At 70.0% G+C, this 19,493-nt stretch carries 13 protein-coding genes and 1 tRNA gene; 5 read left to right on the top strand and 9 right to left on the bottom strand.

What is annotated here, in order from left to right; all coding sequences use genetic code 11:
• Positions 1–332: 332 nt before the first annotated feature.
• Positions 333–1,577, top strand: a complete 1,245-nt coding sequence (locus ACTVAJ_RS02235; protein ID WP_470386319.1) for an ABC transporter substrate-binding protein — start codon at positions 333–335, stop codon at positions 1,575–1,577.
• A gap of 381 nt (positions 1,578–1,958) precedes the next feature.
• On the opposite strand, the gene ACTVAJ_RS02230 is transcribed toward ACTVAJ_RS02235, so the two are convergent.
• From ACTVAJ_RS02230 to ACTVAJ_RS02210, 5 genes are all read right to left on the bottom strand, one after another.
• Positions 1,959–2,804 (bottom strand): ABC transporter ATP-binding protein, encoded by an 846-nt coding sequence (locus ACTVAJ_RS02230; RefSeq protein WP_470386318.1) that lies wholly within the window; start codon positions 2,802–2,804, stop codon positions 1,959–1,961.
• The gene (locus tag ACTVAJ_RS02225) at positions 2,797–3,678 is read right to left on the bottom strand and encodes an ABC transporter ATP-binding protein (RefSeq protein WP_470386317.1); all 882 of its coding nucleotides are present in this window, start codon (positions 3,676–3,678) and stop codon (positions 2,797–2,799) included. The genes ACTVAJ_RS02230 and ACTVAJ_RS02225 overlap by 8 nt, the downstream gene beginning before the upstream one ends.
• On the bottom strand, positions 3,668–4,657 hold the full coding sequence (locus tag ACTVAJ_RS02220) for a branched-chain amino acid ABC transporter permease (protein ID WP_470386316.1): 990 nt from the start codon (positions 4,655–4,657) through the stop codon (positions 3,668–3,670). The genes ACTVAJ_RS02225 and ACTVAJ_RS02220 overlap by 11 nt, the downstream gene beginning before the upstream one ends.
• A gap of 12 nt (positions 4,658–4,669) precedes the next feature.
• Positions 4,670–6,235 (bottom strand): branched-chain amino acid ABC transporter permease, encoded by a 1,566-nt coding sequence (locus ACTVAJ_RS02215; RefSeq protein ID WP_470386315.1) that lies wholly within the window; start codon positions 6,233–6,235, stop codon positions 4,670–4,672.
• A 324-nt stretch (positions 6,236–6,559) separates the two neighbouring features.
• Complete coding sequence (locus ACTVAJ_RS02210; protein WP_470386587.1) at positions 6,560–7,129, bottom strand: ANTAR domain-containing response regulator; 570 nt, start codon at positions 7,127–7,129, stop codon at positions 6,560–6,562.
• 136 nt (positions 7,130–7,265) lie between these two features.
• Here ACTVAJ_RS02210 and ACTVAJ_RS02205 point away from each other — a divergent pair.
• The 3 genes from ACTVAJ_RS02205 (at position 7,266) to ACTVAJ_RS02195 (ending at position 9,421) form a co-directional block, all read left to right on the top strand.
• A tRNA-Leu gene (locus tag ACTVAJ_RS02205) sits at positions 7,266–7,348 on the top strand.
• Between the two features lie 96 nt (positions 7,349–7,444).
• Entirely contained in the window at positions 7,445–8,242 is a 798-nt protein-coding gene (locus ACTVAJ_RS02200; RefSeq protein WP_470386314.1) for a transcriptional regulator, read from the top strand.
• A gap of 216 nt (positions 8,243–8,458) precedes the next feature.
• On the top strand, positions 8,459–9,421 hold the full coding sequence (locus tag ACTVAJ_RS02195; RefSeq protein WP_470386313.1) for a DUF1266 domain-containing protein: 963 nt from the start codon (positions 8,459–8,461) through the stop codon (positions 9,419–9,421).
• 197 nt (positions 9,422–9,618) lie between these two features.
• Here the strand turns inward: ACTVAJ_RS02195 and pyk are convergent, their stop codons facing one another.
• Positions 9,619–11,049: a pyruvate kinase gene (gene pyk, locus ACTVAJ_RS02190; RefSeq protein WP_470386312.1), complete on the bottom strand. Its 1,431-nt coding sequence runs from the start codon at positions 11,047–11,049 to the stop codon at positions 9,619–9,621.
• Positions 11,050–11,227: 178 nt separating this feature from the next.
• Between pyk and ACTVAJ_RS02185 the strand changes: the two genes are divergently transcribed.
• Entirely contained in the window at positions 11,228–11,947 is a 720-nt protein-coding gene (locus tag ACTVAJ_RS02185; protein ID WP_470386311.1) for a maleylpyruvate isomerase N-terminal domain-containing protein, read from the top strand.
• Between the two features lie 40 nt (positions 11,948–11,987).
• Here the strand turns inward: ACTVAJ_RS02185 and ACTVAJ_RS02180 are convergent, their stop codons facing one another.
• From ACTVAJ_RS02180 to gltB, 3 genes are all read right to left on the bottom strand, one after another.
• Complete coding sequence (locus ACTVAJ_RS02180) at positions 11,988–12,881, bottom strand: prenyltransferase (protein WP_470386586.1); 894 nt, start codon at positions 12,879–12,881, stop codon at positions 11,988–11,990.
• 433 nt (positions 12,882–13,314) lie between these two features.
• Entirely contained in the window at positions 13,315–14,769 is a 1,455-nt protein-coding gene (locus ACTVAJ_RS02175) for a glutamate synthase subunit beta (protein ID WP_470386310.1), read from the bottom strand.
• A gap of 33 nt (positions 14,770–14,802) precedes the next feature.
• Entirely contained in the window at positions 14,803–19,359 is a 4,557-nt protein-coding gene (gltB, locus tag ACTVAJ_RS02170) for a glutamate synthase large subunit (RefSeq protein ID WP_470386309.1), read from the bottom strand.
• Positions 19,360–19,493: the final 134 nt, after the last annotated feature.

Raw genomic sequence — 19,493 nt, 5'->3', positions numbered from 1 at the left:
CGCCTTGACGAGGCACCGCGACTCTCGACGGCCGGGCCTCGTCATGCCCGCGGACCACGACACATCGCCACCCCGCGATCACGAAACAGCGATGTCCGTCCAACCACCACAGCCCTGACGAGCTGCGATGACTACGGACCCATAACAGCCTGACGGCGAGTCGGCACCAACGCCGGAACCGAGCTTTCGCGCCGGGAACATACGTGATTAAGCTCCGCTAACGCTCCTGGTTAAGTAATGCCACACAACGCGGGCATACAGGACGCACAAGCACCTTCGGCACGCCTGCCTCATGCAGCCCGTGCTCCGGTTGAATGGAGTGGACCACGACCATGGCAAGCAAGAAGCTGCTCGGCCTCACAGCCGCGACCGCGGCCCTGGTACTCGGACTTACCGCGTGTGGCAACGGTGGAGGAGACGAAGGCGGAGAGGGCGGAGGCGAGGCGTTCACCTTCGGCATCCTCTACCCGCAGACCGGCAACCTCGCCTTCCTCGGCCCGCCGCAGATCACCGCCGCCGAGTACGCCATCTCCGAGATCAACGACGCCGGCGGCATCCTCGGCACCGAGGTCCCCGCCATCGTCGAGGGCGACGAGGCCGGCGACAACGCCCAGGCCAACCAGGCCGCCAACAACCTGGTCGCCGACGAGGTCAACGCCGTCATCGGCGCCGCCGCCTCCGGCATGACCCAGGCCACCTACGACACCATCACCAGCGCCAACATCGTCCAGTGCTCCGGGTCCAACACCTCCGCGGCCCTGAGCGACATCGACGACAACGGCTACTACTTCCGCACCGCTCCCAGCGACAGCCTCTCCGCCGTGGTGATGGCCCGCAAGATCGTCGAGGCCGGCAACCAGAGCGTCGCCGTCGTGGCCCGAGGCGACGACTACGGCGCCGGCTACGCCCAGAACCTGGAGGCCGAGCTGCAGGCCCTGGGCGCCGAGGTCGCGGTCAGCGAGACCTACGACCCCGAGGCCACCACCTTCGACTCGGTGGTCAGCAGCGTCAACGACGCCGAGGCCGACGCCGTCGCCCTCATCGCCTTCGAGGAGGGCGCCCAGGTCATCGCCCAGCTGCTGGAGAGCGGCGTCGAGGGCGACCAGCTCTTCATCACCGACGGGCTCAACGACCCCGAACTCGGCGCCACCGTCAACGAGAGCGACCCCGACGCCGTCAACGGCATCACCGGCGTCGCCCCCTCCGCCGACAACGCCGAGTTCGCCGACGGGCTGGCCGCCTTCAACCCGGAGCTGGAGGTCTTCCAGTTCGCCCCGCAGGTCTTCGACTGCGTCACCGTCATCGCGCTGGCCGCCGAGGCCGCGGGCAGCACCGACGCGGCCGACTACGTGGCCGAACTGCCCAACGTCAGCCGCCCCGAGGGCACCGAGTGCAGCAGCTTCGGTGAGTGCGCCGAGCTGATCGCGGACGGCGAGGAGATCAACTACCAGGGCGTCAGCGGCAACATCGACTTCGACGACAACGGCGACCCGACCGCCGCCACCTTCGAGATCTTCGCCTTCGGAGACGACGGCCACGAGGTCCTCGCCTACGAGGAGCACTCCCTGAACGACTAGGGAAGGCCACCGGGCGGCCCAGCCGCCCGGACGCACACCGCCGAGCGCCCCGGGACACCCGTCCCGGGGCGCTTCGCGTACGACCGCCGCACGACCGCCCGGGCGGTGCGCCCGCCGCGGCGGCGGCCCCGGAGCGGGCGCAGCCCCGACCCCGGACGCGGCGCCCCCGGACGCAACCGGCAGGGGGCGGGGAACCCGGCGCCCCCGCCCCCTGCACCGCACCTCGCACCCCCGGACACGACTCCGCCCTCCCGCACCCCCGCAGCCCCCGGACACGGCACGGGGTCGGGCACCCGCCCGCGGGACCGGCCCCGCCGCGACCGCCACCGCGCACGACGAGGGGGCGGGGCCCGCAGGCCCCGCCCCCCACAGACGACCGGCTCAGTCCCTGGCCAGCGTCCCCAGGTACAGCTCGATCACGTTCGGGTCGTTCAACAGGTCGCGCCCCGTCCCCGTGTACGCGTTGCGGCCCTGGTCCAGCACATAACCGCGGTCACAGATCTGGAGGCAGCGACGGGCGTTCTGCTCCACCATGACCACCGAGACACCCGTGGAGTTGACCTCCTTGACCCGCTGGAAGACCTCCTCCTGGTAGATCGGCGACAGCCCCGCCGTCGGCTCGTCCAGCAGCAGCACCGACGGGTTCATCATCAGCGCACGGCCCATCGCCACCATCTGGCGCTCACCGCCCGACAGCGAACCCGCCTTCGCCTTGCGGCGCTCCCCCAACAGCGGGAAGAGCTCCGCCACCACGGCGAACCGCTCCGCGAACGACCTCGGCCGCAGGAACGCCCCCATCTGGAGGTTCTCCTCGATCGTCAGCGACGGGAACACGTTCTGCGTCTGCGGCACGTAGCCCACACCGCGCTCGACCAGGCTGTGCGCCGCCAGGCCCTTGATACTCGACCCGCGCAGCGTCAGGCTGCCCTCACGCACGGGAATCAGACCGAAGATCGTCTTGATCAGCGTCGACTTACCCGCGCCGTTGGGGCCGATGATCGCCACGACCTCACCCTCGGTGAGCGTCAGCGTGCAACCGTTGAGGATGTTCACCCCGGGCACGTACCCGGCCACCAACTCCTTGGCCAGCAGCAGGTAGTCCTCCGGACCGCCCACCTCGCCGAGCGCCTCGGCGCCCGAGTGCTCCAGGACCTCCTCACGGTGCCTCTCGAAGGCCACGGCCTCCGTCGGAACCTCCGCCGGTCCCCGATCGTCCTTCTCAGTCATCAGCACTCCCCCGGGCCTCGGCCGAGTCGTCCTCCTGGGCACCCAGGTAGGCGTCGATCACCTGCTGGTTCGAGCGGATGTCCGACGGGCGGCCCTCCGCGATCACCTGCCCCTGCGCCAACACGACGATCCAGTCGCTGATCCCCATGATCACGTCCATGTCGTGCTCCACGAACAGGACCGTCTTGCCCTCGTCCCGGAGCGACGTGATGTGGCCCAGCAGGGACTGCACCAACGCCGGGTTCACACCCGCCATCGGCTCGTCCAGCATGATCATCGACGGATCGGTCATCAGCGCACGGGCCATCTCCAGCAGCTTGCGCTGGCCGCCCGACAGCGCACCCGCCATCTCGTCGCGCTTGTCGATGAGCTTGAACCGCTCCAACAGTTCCAGCGCCCGCTCGGTGTTCCTGCGCTCCTGCCCGCCCCACACGCTCCGCAGGAAGGCACCGGCCATCCGCTCGCCGACCTGGCCCTGCGCGCCCAACAACATGTTGTCGAGCACCGTCATCCGGGTCAGGGCCTTGGTCAGCTGGAACGTCCGCACCATCCCGGCACGCGCCACCTTGTGGCCCGGCCTGCCGTCGATCCTGGCGCCCTCGAACGTCCAGGTGCCCTGGTCCACCCGGTCGAACCCGGTCAGCAGGTTGAACAGCGTGGACTTGCCCGCACCGTTGGGGCCGATCAACGCCGTGATCGTCCCGCGCTGCACCTCCAGGTGCTCCACGTCCACCGCGGTCAGACCGCCGAACGAACGGCGCACCCCGTCCGCCACCAGGATCGGATCCGGCTTGCCCGAACCCGGGACCGGCTCCGCACCGGCCATCCGGTCGACCCCGACACCCGCGGAGGAGTTCGTCTCGTCACTTGACATTGATCAACATCTCCTTGCGGTCGCCGATGAGGCCCTGCGGCCGGAACACGATCAGCACCACCAGCAGCACACCGACGAAGGCCAGCTGGATCGCGCCGAAGTCCGGCGAGTCCAGGAACGGCAGCCAGCCCATCGAACCCATACCCCGGAGCAGACCGTCGGTGAAGTTCATCAGGAACCAGAAGGTCATCGCCCCCAGCACGGGGCCGAACACCCGGCCCGCGCCACCGAGCAGCAGGATCACCCACAGGAAGAACGTCACCTGCGGCTTGAACTGGTCCGGCTGGATCGACGCCTGGTACACCGCCAGCATGCAACCCGCCAGGGCTCCGATCAGACCGCCCAGGACCAGGATCTGCATCTTGTACGCGAACACGTTCTTGCCCAGGCTGCGGACCGCCTCCTCGTCCTCCCTGATGCCCTTGATGACACGCCCCCACGGGCTGTGCATCAACATCCACACCAGACCGCACATCACGGCCACCAGGGCCCAGGTCACCACCAGCAGCCACATGTGGTTGCCGTTGTAGGACAGGGCGCCCACCCCGTAGCGCTCACCCCCGTCGAAGGGGTTCAGCGCGCGGAAACCGTCCGACAGGTTCTGCAGGCCGTACACACCACCGGTCAGCGGCTCGGCGAAACCCGCCCGATAGACCAGACGGATCACCTCCGCCGCCGCGATCGTGGTGATGGCCAGATAGTCCGCCCGCAACCGCAGCGTCGGGATACCGAGCAGCAGCGCCAACACCACCGCGCACAGCAGTCCGACGGCGAACCCGACCAGCAGCGGCAGGTCGAACACCGCCACGCTGATGCCCACACCGTAGGCACCCACCAGCATGAACCCGACCTGGCCGAAGTTCAGCAGGCCCGTGTAACCGAAATGCAGGTTCAAACCGATCGCGGCCAACGCGTAGATCGCCGCGATCGGACCGAACGCCGACCGGATCGACTCCGCGAGGATCGAAACAATATCCATCGTCTGCCTCCTCTAGCCGACCCGCTCGCGCCGACCGAGCAGGCCCTGCGGCCTGATCAGCAGCATCAGGATCATCAGCGCCAACGCCCACGCCTGCATCATCTGTGTCGGGAACCAGAGGGTCGACAGCATCGCCACCAACCCCACGGCCAGGCCGCCGACCATCGCACCGTAGGCCGTACCGAGACCGCCCAGGATCACCGCGGCGAACATCAGCAGCAGCAGACGGAAGCCCATCTCGTACTCCACGATCTGGTTCAGTCCGTAGAGCACACCGCCCAGAGCCGCCAGTCCGCCGCCCAGACCCCAGACGTAGAGCGTCACGCGGTCCACGTCGATCCCCGACGACTCCGCCAGGTCCCGGTTGTCCGACACCGCGCGCATCGCCTTGCCGATCCGGGTGAACTGCAACAGGCAGGCCACCCCCACCAGCACGACCACGGCCACACCCATGACCACCAGGTCACGCGGCGGCAGCGAGACCAGCCCCAGGTCCACCGGCTCCTGGATCTGGTACCCGGCGTAACGCTCACGGCCCGCCCCGAAGAGCACCAGGACCACGTGCCGCACCACCAGGGCCAGACCGATGGAGACGATGAACATCTGGATCAGCGCCACGTTGCGGTGCCGCAGCGGACGCCAGATGTAGCGCTCCATACCGGCCCCCAGGACACCGCCCATCAGCACGGCGATCACCGCCGCGCCCCAGAGGGGAACCTGCCAGCCCACCGAGTCGCCCATCACACCGAGCACCGTCGCCAGCACGATGCCGAGGAGGATGGCCAGCCACTGGGCGACGACCAGCGTCGTACGGGGAAGCCTGTCCTCGAAGAACCCGCCCAGGACCACGGCCGCGGCCAGCCCCAGGAAGATCGCCAGGAGGGAGTTGCCCATCCCCGCCGCTCCGGTGCTGAACAGCAGCGCGATCATCGCGCCGAAGGTGACCATGTCGCCGTGCGCGAAGTTGATCATCTTCGTGGTGCCGAAGATCAGCGACAGACCGATCGCGGACACCGCGATCACCAGGCCGTACAGGAGACCCGATGCGGTGAGCTGCGCGAACCGGTCCCCGAAGGAGCCGCCGCTGTCGACATTCGTGGCGATGGACTCGTCGTCGGCGGCGTCGTCCCCGCCGGAGCCCTCCGACCCCTCGTCCGAGGGCGAGGGGGAGTCCGTGTCCTCGGCCGCGGCGCCGGCCGCGTCCAGCGCGATGATCAGCGGACGCCGGTCACCCGCCTCGACCTCGACCCGCGCCTCACCGTCGACCACGAGCGACGTCTCTCGTACGGCGAACTCGCTGGGGATGGACTCCTGGTCCACGACCACGCGGTACTCGCCCGGTCCGGGCAGCTCCGCTTCCCAATTTCCATCAGGGCCGGTCTCGGCCGCCGCGATCTCGTCCTCGTTCTCGAAGACCGTGAGCAGGATGCCCTCGACACCCTGGTCCCGGTCCTGCGGATTGAGGATCCGACCGTGCAGCGACTCACCGCCCTGTTCGTCTGCCGTCGCCGCTGGCCCGGGGATCACCAGGATGGCGGTGATCAGGGCGAGCAGCACGGTCACGAGACGTGTGCGCACGCGCGCTCCTTGCGCATCTGAGGTTGGCGGCGCCGAATGCGCGCATTCGACACCGTTGTCCTTTGCTGTTCGGTGCGGTGAGTTTAGCCCGGTTTAGCCAGGTCATTCAGCCCTGCTTAAGCCACGTGATGCAACCGTCATCCCATTGTGTGAAACCGAGACCGAACCGGTACGTTCCCCCGGTTGACCCTGAACGAGTGTCTGGTTTTCGTCGCGAACACCAGCTGATCTGCATGTTTCCTCCGCCGGAGGTGTGCAGAAAAACAGACGGGGGCCGCACCCGGATAGGGTGCGGCCCCCGTGCGGTGGTTGGGGTTCCGGCGGTCAGCCCTGCTGGCCGCCGAGCGTCTCGACGACCGTCTCGGCGACCTTGCGCATCGTCAGGCGGCGGTCCATGGAGTTCTTCTGGATCCATCGGAACGCCTCGGGCTCACTCATGCCGTGGCGGCTCTGGAGCAGGCCCTTGGCCTGCTCGACGAGCTTGCGCGTCTCGAGACGGTCCTGGAGGCTGCTGACCTCCGACTCCAGCGCGGCCAGTTCGGCGTAGCGGGAGGTGGCCATCTCGATCGCCGGAACCAGGTCCGACTTGTTGAAGGGCTTGACCAGGTAGGCCATGGCCCCGGCCTCACGCGCCCGTTCCACCAGCTCGCGCTGGGAGAAGGCGGTGAGGATCACGACGGGGGCGATGCGTTCCCCGGCGATGCGCTCGGCGGCGGAGAGGCCGTCGAGCACCGGCATCTTGATGTCGGTGATCACCAGATCGGGCTTCAGCTCCTGGGCAAGCCGGATAGCGGTCTCGCCGTCACCGGCCTCGCCGACGACGGTGTACCCGTCCTCTTCCAGCATCTCCTTGAGGTCCAGGCGGATCAGGGCCTCGTCTTCCGCGATCACCACGCGGCTCTGCGTCCTCGTCACGTACACGAGGTTACCGAGATCCGCTAGGATGCTGGACGTCGGGACCGGCAATGCGCGCCAATCGTGACGTCGGCGTTGACGGATCCCCTCCGGTTCAACGAAACCGGACAAACCAGCCGGAATGGCGGAATGGCATACGCAGAGGTCTCAAACACCTCCGCTCGAGAGAGCTTGTGGGTTCGAGTCCCACTTCCGGCACCCTTCCGAAGAGCCGCCCCCGGGCGGCTCTTCCCGTGTAGGCACCACATCACCCAGAGTCGCCGTTTGTCGCATGTGTGAGCAATCCTTCACCCCATGTACGCACGCGAAATCGTTGACGAAACCTTCCGGCTCAAGTCCCTGGGGCTGACCGACAAGGCCATCGCGGCCCGGTGCGGTGTCTCCATCCAGGCGGTCCGGCACTGGCGACACGGGAACCGCCGCACCCCGGAGAAGGAAGCCGCTCGCGCCGGGCGCGCGAACTACTGCCCCCGGTGCGGCGGCGCCTCCGTCAACGGGGAGGCCTACTCCTACCTCCTCGGCGCCTATCTGGGTGATGGACACATCACCGAGAGCAGGCGCGGCGTCCACGTTCTGTGGATCTTCTACGACAACCGCTACCCCCAGCTCATCGCCTACTGCAAGGCCGCGATGTCAGCCGTCTTCCCTCTTGGGGTGTTCATGGCCAAGCGCAACGGCTGCACAGCGATCAAGGCCGCATCCAAGCACTGGCCCTGCCTGTTCCCCCAACACGGGCCGGGGAAGAAGCACGAGCGGACCATCGCCCTGGAACCCTGGCAACAAGCCATCGTGGACGAGCACCCCGAAGCGCTCATACGCGGGTTCATCCACTCCGACGGATGCCGAGTCGCGAACCGAATACGCAAGAGGCTCCCCGGAGGCGGGGTGAGGTGGTACGAGTACCCCCGCTACCACTTCACCAACGTGTCGGCGGACATCACCCGGATCTTCACCGCGGCCCTCGACCGACTGGGGATCGCCTGGACGATCCACACCGGCAAGAATCCGCCTCATCGGGACGCCCTCGTCGTCTCCGTCTCGACCAGGGCCGCCGTGGCGCGGATGGACTCCTTCGTGGGGCCCAAGTACTGACCCTGTGCGGGGTCCGAAGGTTCGGGCCAGAACCTTGGTATCTACCCGGCCAGTTCGAGCCCACTTGGGCCTTTTGTCACTTTATGCCGGTGCAAGCGGGCTGAACCGGTCACATCACGGCCACAACCTGGGTACAACCCGTGGGTTCGGGCGCCGTTCGGGCCCCGCGTCACCGATCCTGGTTGTGCAGAGAGGTTTCCAGGAGAGGAGCAGCGGGTGCTGACCGCGGTCGCCGGGGTGATCGGCGCACTCGTCATCGGTGCCTGGGTCGTGGTGGCCTGGGGATCCCGCCGCCGCCTGCCGTGGCTGCTGGCGCCCTTGGCGCTCCTCATCGTCCTGCTCGTCGCCGTCGGCCGGCCCGGGTGGTCGTTCCTGCCCGTCGTGGCCCTGGTGGCCGGTTCCTTCGCCGAGCTGGTGGTCGGATCGCGGGAGTCCCCGGCCGTACGGACCAAGAACCCCGACGCCCCCCTCAGCACCGAGCGGTGGGCCGCCGCGGTCGCCGCCCCGTTCCGGGTGGCGCTCGCCGAGCCCTGGGACGTGGTGGCCCGGCCGTCGCTGCGCCGCCGCTACCGGCGGGTCCTGGAGCGGCAGTGGGGTGTGACCGACCGGGAGTCCCTGCTGGCCGCGGTCGAGGGCCTCCATGAGGAGCTGCACTCGGGGCCGTCCCTCGACCTGGTGGTCGACCTGCGCGCGGGTGTGGCCAAATCGCGGCTGCCCGAGGAGCGGGGTGGGCACTCCACCGGTGCCAACGTGCGGCTGACCCCGGAGCAGATCGACCGGCTGCGCACGGTGGCCGACGCTCCGGAGGCCGACGAGACGGTGATCATCGGTGCCTTCCAGTGGTGGAAGTCGGTGCACGTGATCCGTCTGGTGTGCGGCGGGGCGACGTTGGACTGGTTGAGTCCGGTGGAGACGCAGACGCTGTTGCGCCGGGTGGCCTCCGACCTCCAGCGCCGTTACTCGTCGTGGCACCAGTTGTCGGTGGCCTTCCACGCCGGGTACCTGCTGTGGCCGGAGCGCGGCGTGGAGGGTGAGCACGGGGGCGCCGACCGGGTGTGGACGGCGTTGGGGCTGTTGACCGAGGATCCGGCCAGTCCGTGGAACCTGTTGCCGTGGGACATGCCGTTGGAGCGGGTGATCTCCGAGGGCGGGGTGTCCAGCGGCCAGGAGCAGTCGTAGGGCGCTCCCGCCTCGGGTGCGGTCGACGTGCGCCCGCTCCCCCGGCCGTGTCTTCGGGCGGACCCGGTCCGGACACGCGTCGGCCGCACCGGCCCTGGCCCGGATGGTCGGCGCGGCTCATTCGCCTTCCTCCGGGCCGGACCTGATGCGGCCCGTCTGCGGGCGCCTTGTGGGCGCTCCGGTGTGGCTGGGTGCGGCTACGTGTTCAGGGTGACGGCGTCGCCGAGTTTGTGGACGCGCAGGGAGTTGGTGGACCCCACGGTCCCGGGCGGGCTGCCCGCGACGATGACGACCTTGTCACCCTTGGTGTACTCGCCGAGCTGGAGGAGTTCGGCCTCCACCTGGCGGACCATGTCGTCGGTGTTGTCGACCCAGGGCACGAGGTTGGTCTCGGTGCCCCAGACGAGGGACAGCAGGCCTCGTGTGCTGGCCTCGGTGCTGAAGGCCATGAGGGGGATGGGCGACCGGTAGCGGGCCAGGCGGCGCGCGGTCTCGCCGGACATGGTGAAGGCGACCAGCGCCTTGGCGCCGACGGTGGCCCCGATCTCGGCGGCGGCGCGGGCGATGGCTCCTCCGGTGGTCTCGGGCACCCGGGTGAGGATGTGCGAGGCGCGGAGGGATTCCTGTTCGGCGGCGCTGACGATGCGCGCCATGGTCTCGACGGTCTCGACCGGGTACTTTCCGACGCTGGTCTCGCCGGAGAGCATGACGGCGTCGGCGCCGTCGAGGACGGCGTTGGCGACGTCGGAGGCCTCGGCGCGGGTGGGCCGGGGGGCTCCGATCATGGATTCGAGCATCTGGGTGGCGACGATGACCGGTTTGGCCTTGTCGCGGCAGCGTTCGATGGCGCGTTTTTGCACCATGGGAACGTTCTCCAGGGGCAGTTCGACGCCGAGGTCGCCGCGGGCGACCATGACGCCGTCGAAGACCTCGATGATGTCGTGGAGGCGCTCGACCGCCTGGGGCTTCTCGATCTTGGCGATGAGGGGGACGGTGACGCCCTCGTCGTCCATGATCCGGTGGCACTCCTCGGCGTCCGCGGGGCTGCGGACGAAGGAGAGCGCGACCATGTCGACGCCGTTGCGCAGGGCCCAGCGCAGGTCGGCCTCGTCCTTGTCGGTGAGGGCGGGGACGCTGACGGCGACTCCGGGGAGGTTCAGTCCCTTGTGGTTGGAGACGGCGCCGCCGTAGATGACGCGGGTGTGGACGTCGGTGCTGGTGGTCTTGGTGCACTCCAGCACGACGCGGCCGTCGTCGATGAGGACGCGGTCGCCGGGGCGGACGTCGCCGGGGAGTCCCTTGTAGGTGGTGGAGACCCGGGTGGCGTCGCCGGGGATGTCGTCGGTGGTGATGGTGAACTCGTCGCCGGGGGCGAGTTCGTGGGGTCCGTCGGCGAAGGTGCCGAGGCGGATCTTGGGCCCCTGGAGGTCGGCGAGGACGCCGACCGATCGTTGTGCGGCCTCAGCGGCCGCTCGCACGTTGGCGAGGTTGGCGCTGTGGTCGTCGTGGGTTCCGTGGCTGAGGTTGAGTCGCGCTACGTCCAGTCCGGCGTCGACGAGCTTGCGGAGTGTCTCCGGGCTCGAGGTGGCGGGACCGAGGGTCGCGACGATCTTTGCTCGACGTGTCACAGCTCCAACTCTAGAGCGTCTGGGGGATGGAGTGGTCTAAACCAGGTTGCGAATGGACGTATGTCTGGCTGCGGCGGGGCGAACGGGGGCGGGGGTGGCGGCCCCCGGATCTGCCTGGTGGGGCGGGTTCGGCTACGGTTCGGGCGGTGTCTGTCGGGTTCGTGCGGGAGGCGGGTGCGTGGTGTTCGCGTACGAAGAGGTCGTGGCGGCTTTGGATGCGCAGACGGCGGTGTTGGCGGGGGTTCTGGAGGGGTTGTCGGAGGAGGAGGCGGGGTTGCCCACGCGGTGCGACCCGTGGGACGTGGCGGCGTTGGCCGCGCACACGGTGGGGGCCGTGCTGCGGGTGGGCGACATGGTGGAGGAGCCGGTTCCGGATGGGGGCGGGGTGGCTCTGGTGTCGGCGACGGGGTACTACGCGCCGGATGTTCGTTTCTCCCCGGAGGTGAACGCGGACCGGGTGCGTTCCGCGGTGGAGGCCGCGGCTCGGCGGACCGACGCCGGGGAGCCGGGCCGGGTGCTGCGTGCGGGCTGGGCGGCGCTGAGTGCGCGGCTGGCAGCCGAGGAGGGTGGACGTCGGGTGCTCACACGGCATGGTGATCCCATGTACCTGAGGGACTTCCTGGTGACGCGTGTGGTGGAGGTGGTCCTGCACGGCTGGGATCTGGCGGACGCGTTGGGGCGGGAGCCGTGGACGACGCGGTCCGGGCTGGACCTGGTGACGCGGCTGGTGTTCGGCGCGGCGGATCGGGAGGCGTTGGAACGGGTGTTGCCGGGGGTGTGGTCCGGCGCCGCCGCGGCGGAGCGGGCCCTGCGTGCGGTGACGGGCCGCTCCGACGGCGGCGCGGCGGGGCGGGACGCGTTGACCGCGGCCGGGGTGCGGTTCCTGGCGCTGGGCTAGGAAGGTCCGGAGTCGGGCGGAGGACCGGGGCGGGCAACCCCTACCGGTCGCGCCTGGGCTGGGGCAGGGAGGGGCCGACGCGGCCGTAGGCGCGCAGGACGCACAGGCGTTGGATGGTGCGCATGCCCTCGCGGTCGAGGGTGGCGGCTGGGTCCCACCGGCCCGGGGCGGCGTCCCATCCACCGTCGGTGCGCTGTTGCTGTTCGAAGACGTCGAGGTTGCGGCTGATCTCGGCGTCGGTGAAGAGCGGCCGGGCGATGTGGTGGGGGTGGGTGGCCAGGTCGAGCGGGGTGTGGGCGCGGCCTCCGACGCGGGGGTGGACGTCGATGACGGCGCGGATCATGGTGGACAGCCGGTTGACCGCCTGCAGGGCGCGGGTGCGGTTGGGGGCGTGCTGCAGGAAGGTGCACACGCCGATGGCCTCCTGGGGGTTGGTCCAGGCGAGGGTGTCGATGCGCTTCCAGCAGTAGGCGGTGGCGGTGTCGCGCCAGTGGTGGGTGATGTGGTGCTTGTGGAGGTATCCGCAGATGAGCGCGGTGACGTCGAGTCGCCCGGAGAAGTCCTCGGTCGCCAGGTGCCAGGGGGCGGCCTCGGTGTGGTGGATGGTGGGCAGGACGAGGGGGACGCTGCCGTCGGGGTCGCAGACGTTGGCGAGGAACTGGCAGGCGCCGGTGCCGATGCTGTGCGGGATGGGGCCGAGTTCGTCGAGGTAGCGCAGGGCGATCCCGATGGCGGCGGGCTGGCTGGCGTGGCCGCGCATGTCGGGGTCGAGTCCGTTGCCGTAGCCGCCGTCGAGGTTGCGGTAGGCGGCGAGGGTGGAGCGGATCGGGGCGGCCGGGCCGCTCTGGAAGTGGTAGGCGAAACGGTGGCGGTCGATCAGGCGCGCGGTGCGCATGGTGAAGTGCTCCGCGGCGTGGTATGCGTCCCAGGTCACAACGCTCATTCTTCGACGGTACGACCAGCGGATCGTCGCGGAGAATAGTCGGCCGTGCAATATATGCGATCTTTACGCCGATTACGGAATGTTGTCGTTGCATCGCCCCAGGTAGGGGGATACGGCCAGTCCGCTCCAGGGGATGGGGACGGCCGCGGCGACGGCGCGTGGGGCGTGCGGAGGTGTTCCCGAGGTGGACGGGGCCCGTGGGGCGGCGGTCGGCGAAGCACGTGCCGGGAAGCCCGGTGTGTGCGCGTGCCCGGTTTCCGGCGCGGGTGGGAGGGCCGTTCCGGCCGGTGCCGGCGGTGCCGAGGAGGGACGCCGGGCGGGTGACCGTCGCGGCGGGGCCGATGAGGCGTCAGAGCGTGTTCCCAGGCCGGGGACCGCCGGTGCCGGGCGCGGGGTGTCCCCGCGCCCGGCACCGGCGGTCGGCTCAGACCAGGGGCCGTTCGGTCGGCGGGATGGCGACCGGCAGGGTGGTGGTCTCGCCGAGGTAGCGGTCGACTCCGGCGGCGGCGGAGCGGCCCTCGGCGATGGCCCAGACGATGAGGGACTGGCCCCGGCCCATGTCTCCGGCGCAGAAGACGCCGTCGACGGTGGTGCGGTAGTCGGCGTCGCGGACGACGTTGCCGCGTCCGTCGAGTTCGACTCCGAGCTGTTCGAGCAGGCCCTCCTTCTGGGGACCGACGAAGCCCATGGCGAGGGTGACGAGGTCGGCGGGGATCTCGCGTTCGGTGCCCTCGACGGGTTCGAAGCCCTTGTCGGTGCGCCTGACCTCGACGAGCTTGAGGGCGCGGACGTTGCCGTTCTCGTCGCCGAGGAACTCGACGGTGTTGACGGCGTAGATCCGCTTGCCGCCCTCCTCGTGCGCGCTGGTGACCTTGTACAGCATGGGCATGGTGGGCCACGGCTGGTGGTCGGGCCGCTTGGCGGGCGGCTTGGGCATGATCTCCAGCTGGGTGACGGAGGCGGCGCCCTGGCGGTGGGCGGTGCCGACGCAGTCGGCGCCGGTGTCGCCGCCGCCGATGACGACGACGTGCTTGCCCTCGGCGGTGATGGGCGGGGTGTCGTAGTCGCCCTCCTGCACCTTGTTGGCCAGGGGCAGGTACTCCATGGCCTGGTGGATGCCCCGGAGTTCGCGGCCGGCGGCGGGCAGGTCCCGCCAGGCGGTGGCACCGCCGGTCAGGACGACGGCGTCGTGGTCGGCGCGGAGCCGGTCGACGGTGATGTCGACGCCGACGTCGACACCGGTGCGGAAGGTGGTGCCCTCGGCGGTCATCTGGGCGAGGCGGCGGTCGATGTGCCGCTTCTCCATCTTGAACTCGGGGATGCCGTAGCGGAGGAGGCCGCCGACGCGGTCGGCCCGCTCGTAGACGGTGACGTCGTGTCCGGCGCGGGTGAGCTGCTGGGCTGCGGCGAGTCCGGCGGGGCCGGAGCCGACGACGGCGACCTTCCTGCCGGTGCGGGTGGCGGGGGGCAGGGGCTTGACCCAGCCCTCCTCCCACGCGCGGTCGATGATGGAGACCTCGACGTTCTTGATGGTGACGGCGGGCTGGTTGATACCGAGCACGCAGGCGGACTCACAGGGGGCGGGGCAGAGCCGCCCGGTGAACTCCGGGAAGTTGTTGGTGGCGTGCAGGCGTTCGATCGCCTCGGCCCAGTCGTGGGTGTAGACGAGGTTGTTCCACTCGGGGATGAGGTTGCCGAGCGGGCAGCCGTTGTGGCAGAAGGGGATGCCGCAGTCCATGCAGCGCGAGGCCTGCTTGGTGACGGTGCCCCGGTCGAAGTCCTCGTGGACCTCGCGCCAGTCCTGGATGCGCACGTCCACCGGGCGGTGGCCGGGCAGTTCGCGTTCGGTGATCTTCAGGAAACCCTTGGGGTCAGCCATGGTGTGTGTTCCTCCTTTCGTGTTCGCTGACGCTCAGGACTGCGCGGAGGCCATCACGGCCTCGTTGACGTCGCGGCCGTCGCGTTCGGCCTCGGCCTGGGCGAGCAGGACCCGCTTGTAGTCGCGCGGCATCACCTTGGCGATGCGGTCGAGTGCGGCGGGGCCGTCGGCGAGGAGCCGCTCGGCGACGGCGGAGCCGGTCTCGTCGCGGTGGCGGGTGAGGACGTCGGTGAGGAAGACGCGGTCCTCGTCGGTGAGTTCCTCGATCTCGACCATCTCGGGGTTGACCCGGCGGGGGTCGAGGTCGAGGACGTAGGCGACGCCTCCGGACATGCCCGCGGCGAAGTTGCGCCCGGTGCGGCCGAGGACGACGGCGCGGCCGCCGGTCATGTACTCGCAGCCGTGGTCGCCGATGCCCTCGACGACGGCGGTGGCGCCGGAGTTGCGGACGCAGAAGCGTTCGCCGGCGATGCCGCGCAGGAGGATCTCGCCGGAGGTGGCGCCGTAGCCGATGACGTTGCCGGCGATGATGTGGTCCTCGGCGACGAGCTGGGAGGTCCGGTCCGGGCGGACGATGACGCGGCCGCCGGAGAGGCCCTTGCCGACGTAGTCGTTGGCGTCGCCCTCCAGGCGGAGGGTGACGCCCCTGGGCACGAAGGCGCCGAAGGACTGGCCGGCGGAGCCGGTGAAGGTGACGTCGATGGTGTTCTCGGGGAGGCCGTCGGCGCCGTGGCGCTTGGTGACCTCGTGGCCGAGCATCGTGCCGACGGTGCGGTTGACGTTGCGCACCGGCAGTTCGAGCCGGACGGGCTGGCCGAAGTCCAGGGCACCCTCGGCGAGCTGGATGAGGGTGTTGTCCAGAGCCTTCTCCAGGCCGTGGTCCTGGCCGCGGGTGTGCAGCCGGTGGTCGCCCGCCCAGGGTTCGACCTCGTGCAGGATCGGCTTCAGGTCCAGGCCCTGGGCCTTCCAGTGGTCGACGGCGTCGGTGGTGTCGAGCAGGTCGACGGCGCCGACGGCCTCGTCGAGGCTGCGGAAGCCGAGCTGGGCGAGGTACTCGCGGACCTCCTGGGCGATGAACTCGAAGAAGTTGACGACGTACTCGGCCTTGCCGGAGAAGCGTTCGCGCAGGGTCGGGTTCTGGGTGGCGACGCCGACGGGGCAGGTGTCGAGGTGGCACACGCGCATCATGACGCAGCCGGAGACGACGAGGGGCGCGGTGGCGAAACCGTACTCCTCGGCACCGAGCAGGGCGGCGATGACGACGTCGCGGCCGGTCTTCATCTGGCCGTCGGTCTGGACGACGATGCGGTCGCGCAGCCCGTTGAGCAGCAGGGTCTGCTGGGTCTCGGCGAGGCCGAGCTCCCAGGGGGTGCCCGCGTGCTTGAGCGAGTTCAGCGGTGAGGCGCCGGTGCCGCCGTCGTGGCCGGAGACGAGCACGACGTCGGCGTGCGCCTTGGACACGCCGGCGGCGACGGTGCCGACTCCGGCCTCGGAGACCAGCTTGACGTGGACCCGCGCGGACGGGTTCGCGTTCTTGAGGTCGTGGATGAGCTGGGCGAGGTCCTCGATGGAGTAGATGTCGTGGTGCGGCGGCGGGGAGATGAGCCCGACGCCGGGGGTGGAGTGGCGGGTCTGCGCCACCCACGGGTAGACCTTGTGGCCGGGCAGCTGGCCGCCCTCGCCGGGCTTGGCGCCCTGGGCCATCTTGATCTGGATGTCGTCGGCGTTGGTGAGGTAGTGCGAGGTGACGCCGAACCGGCCGGAGGCCACCTGCTTGATGGCGCTGCGGCGCAGGTCGCCGTTGGCGTCGGGGGTGAAGCGGGCCGGGTCCTCGCCGCCCTCGCCGGTGTTGGACTTGCCGCCGAGGCGGTTCATCGCGATGGCGAGGGTCTCGTGCGCCTCGGCCGAGATGGAGCCGTAGGACATGGCGCCGGTGGAGAAGCGCTTGACGATGGCGGAGACGGGCTCGACCTCGTCGATCGGGACCGGCTCGCGCACGCCCTCCTTGAAGCGGAAGAGTCCGCGCAGGGTCATGAGCTTCTCGGCCTGGTCGTCGACCTTGGAGGTGTACTCCTTGAAGATCTCGTACTTGCGGGTACGGGTGGAGTGCTGGAGCTTGAAGACCGTCTCGGGGTTGAACAGGTGCGGCTCGCCCTCGCGGCGCCACTGGTACTCGCCGCCGACCTCCAGGCGCCGGTGGGCGTTGGGGTTGGCGGTGTGGGCGCGGCGGTGGCGGATGGCGACCTCCTCGGCGAGGACGTCGAAGCCGACGCCGCCGAGGCGGGAGGTGGTGCCGGTGAAGCAGCGGTCGATGACCTCCCGGCCGAGGCCGAGGGCCTCGAAGATCTGCGCGCCGGTGTAGGAGCTGACCGTGGACACGCCGATCTTGGACATGATCTTCAGGACGCTCTTGCCGAACGCCTTGACGGTGTTGGCGACGGCCTGGTCGGCGTCGATGCCGCCGATGACACCGCGCTCGACCAGGTCCCGGACGGTGGCCAGGGCCAGGTACGGGTTGACGGCGGAGGCGCCGTAGCCGAGCAGGAGCGCGACGTGGTGGCACTCGCGCACGTCGGCGGCCTCGACGACCAGTCCGACCTCGGTGCGGGTCTTCTCCCGCACGAGGTGGTGGTGGACGGAGCCGGTGAGCAGCAGCGACGGGACGGGCGCGCGGGTGGCGTCGGCGCCGCGGTCGCTGAGCACGAGGATGCGGGCGCCGTCGGCGATGGCCCGGGACACCTCGGCGTTGATCTGGTCCAGGCGCGCGGAGAGCGCCTCGCCGCCGCCGTCGACGGGGTAGGTGCCGTCGACGGTGAAGGTGCGCAGGGCCGGGTTGGCGGTTCCGGCCTTGACGATGGCGGCGAGCTGGGCCTGGTCGACCACGGGTGTGGGCAGGACGAGGCGCCGGGTGTCGCCCACCTCGGCCTTGAGGAGGTTGCCCTCGGCGCCGAGCAGGGTGTTGAGGCTGGTGACCATCTCCTCGCGGATGGCGTCCAGCGGCGGGTTGGTGACCTGCGCGAAGTTCTGCGAGAAGTAGTCGAAGAGCTGGCGGGACCGGTCGGAGAGGGCGGCGACGGGTGTGTCGGTGCCCATGGATCCGATGGGTTCGGCGCCGGTGCGGGCCATCGGGGTGAGGATGACGCGCACCTCCTCCTCGGTGTAGCCGAACACCTGTTGGGCGAGGTTGAGTTCGGCGACCGGGGCGGGCTCGGCCTCGGGCAGGTCGCCCAGGCGGACGAGGCCGGCGTCGATCCACTCCTGGTAGGGGTGTTCGGCGGCGAGCTCGGCCTTGATCTCCTCGTCCTCGATGATGCGGCCCTGGTCGGTGTCCACGACGAAGATGCGGCCGGGCTGGAGTCGTCCCTTGCGGACGATGTCGGCCGGGTCGATGTCGAGGACGCCGGCCTCGCTGGCCAGGACGACGAGGCCGTCGTCGGTGACCCAGTAGCGGCCGGGGCGCAGGCCGTTGCGGTCCAGGACGGCGCCGACGACGGTGCCGTCGGTGAAGGTGACCGAGGCGGGTCCGTCCCAGGGCTCCATGAGGGTGGAGTGGAACTCGTAGAAGGCCCGGACGGCCGGGTCCATCTCGGTGTGGTTCTCCCAGGGCTCCGGGATCATCATGAGCACCGCGTGCGGCAGCGAACGTCCGCCCAGGTGGAGCAGTTCGAGGGCGTCGTCGAGCGAGGCGGTGTCGGAGTCGTCGGGGTCGACGATGGGGAAGATCCGGTCGAGGTCGCCGGGGATGAGGTCGGTGGCGAGCTTGGCCTCGCGCGCCCGCATCATGTTCCGGTTGCCCTTGACGGTGTTGATCTCGCCGTTGTGCGCGACGTAGCGGAACGGGTGGGCGAGCGGCCAGGACGGGAACGTGTTGGTGGAGAACCGGGAGTGGACCAGGGCCAGGCCGGAGGTGTAGCGCCGGTCGGACAGGTCGGGGAAGAACGGCTCCAGCTGCGGGGTGGTGAGCATGCCCTTGTAGGCGATGGTGCGCGGGGACAGGCTCGGGAAGTAGACGTCGGTCTCGTGTTCGGCGCGCTTGCGGACGCAGTAGGCGTAGCGCTCCAGGGCGATGCCGGTGAGGCCCTCGGTGGGGGTGCCCCGGCGGCCGGTGATGAACAGCTGACCGAAGGAGGGCATGGCCTCGCGGGCGGCGGGGCCGCTGTACTGCGGTTCGAAGGGCAGTTCGCGCCAGCCGAGGACGGTCAGGCCCTCGTCGGCGACGATGGCGTCGATGCGTGCGACGGCGTCCGCGCGGGCGGCGGCGCCGGCGGGCAGGAAGGCGATGCCGGTGGCGTAGGCGCCCGCGTCGGGCAGGTCGAAGTCGCAGACCTCGGTGTAGAGCTCGTGCGGAATCTGGGTGAGGATGCCCGCGCCGTCACCGTCGTCGGGGTCGGCCCCCGAGGCGCCTCGGTGGTCGAGGTTGCGGAGGACGGTGAGCGCCTTCTGGACGGTCTCGTGGCTGCGGCGGCCGGTGAGGTCGGCGACGAAGCCCACACCGCAGGCGTCGTGCTCGAAGGCGGGGTCGTACAGGCCCTGGGACGTGGCTTCCGCGTTCGTTCGGACGGACGAACGCCGCACCTGAGCAGCAGGCATCTACCCTCCTGTCGTCTTTCGTCGGCTTCGTGAAAAGCGCATCCGGGACGACGTTGGCCCTGCTGCGTCAAGATTCGGTTGTGTGGCCGGGTTGCGGCCGGTTCCCGTGTGCGGGGCGTCCCTGTCCGCTACCG

This window comes from Nocardiopsis sp. KDC1DS13DA1, from assembly GCF_055632325.1.
This window is presented reverse-complemented; position numbering and strand designations above follow the sequence as displayed.

Coding starts and splice junctions, on each gene's coding strand:
- ACTVAJ_RS02175 (WP_470386310.1), bottom strand. CDS start 14,769: ATGGCTGACCCCAAGGGTTTCCTGAAGATCACCGAACGCGAACTGCCC.
- ACTVAJ_RS02235 (WP_470386319.1), top strand. CDS start 333: ATGGCAAGCAAGAAGCTGCTCGGCCTCACAGCCGCGACCGCGGCCCTG.
- ACTVAJ_RS02230 (WP_470386318.1), bottom strand. CDS start 2,804: ATGACTGAGAAGGACGATCGGGGACCGGCGGAGGTTCCGACGGAGGCC.
- ACTVAJ_RS02220 (WP_470386316.1), bottom strand. CDS start 4,657: ATGGATATTGTTTCGATCCTCGCGGAGTCGATCCGGTCGGCGTTCGGT.
- gltB (WP_470386309.1), bottom strand. CDS start 19,359: ATGCCTGCTGCTCAGGTGCGGCGTTCGTCCGTCCGAACGAACGCGGAA.
- ACTVAJ_RS02225 (WP_470386317.1), bottom strand. CDS start 3,678: ATGTCAAGTGACGAGACGAACTCCTCCGCGGGTGTCGGGGTCGACCGG.
- ACTVAJ_RS02200 (WP_470386314.1), top strand. CDS start 7,445: ATGTACGCACGCGAAATCGTTGACGAAACCTTCCGGCTCAAGTCCCTG.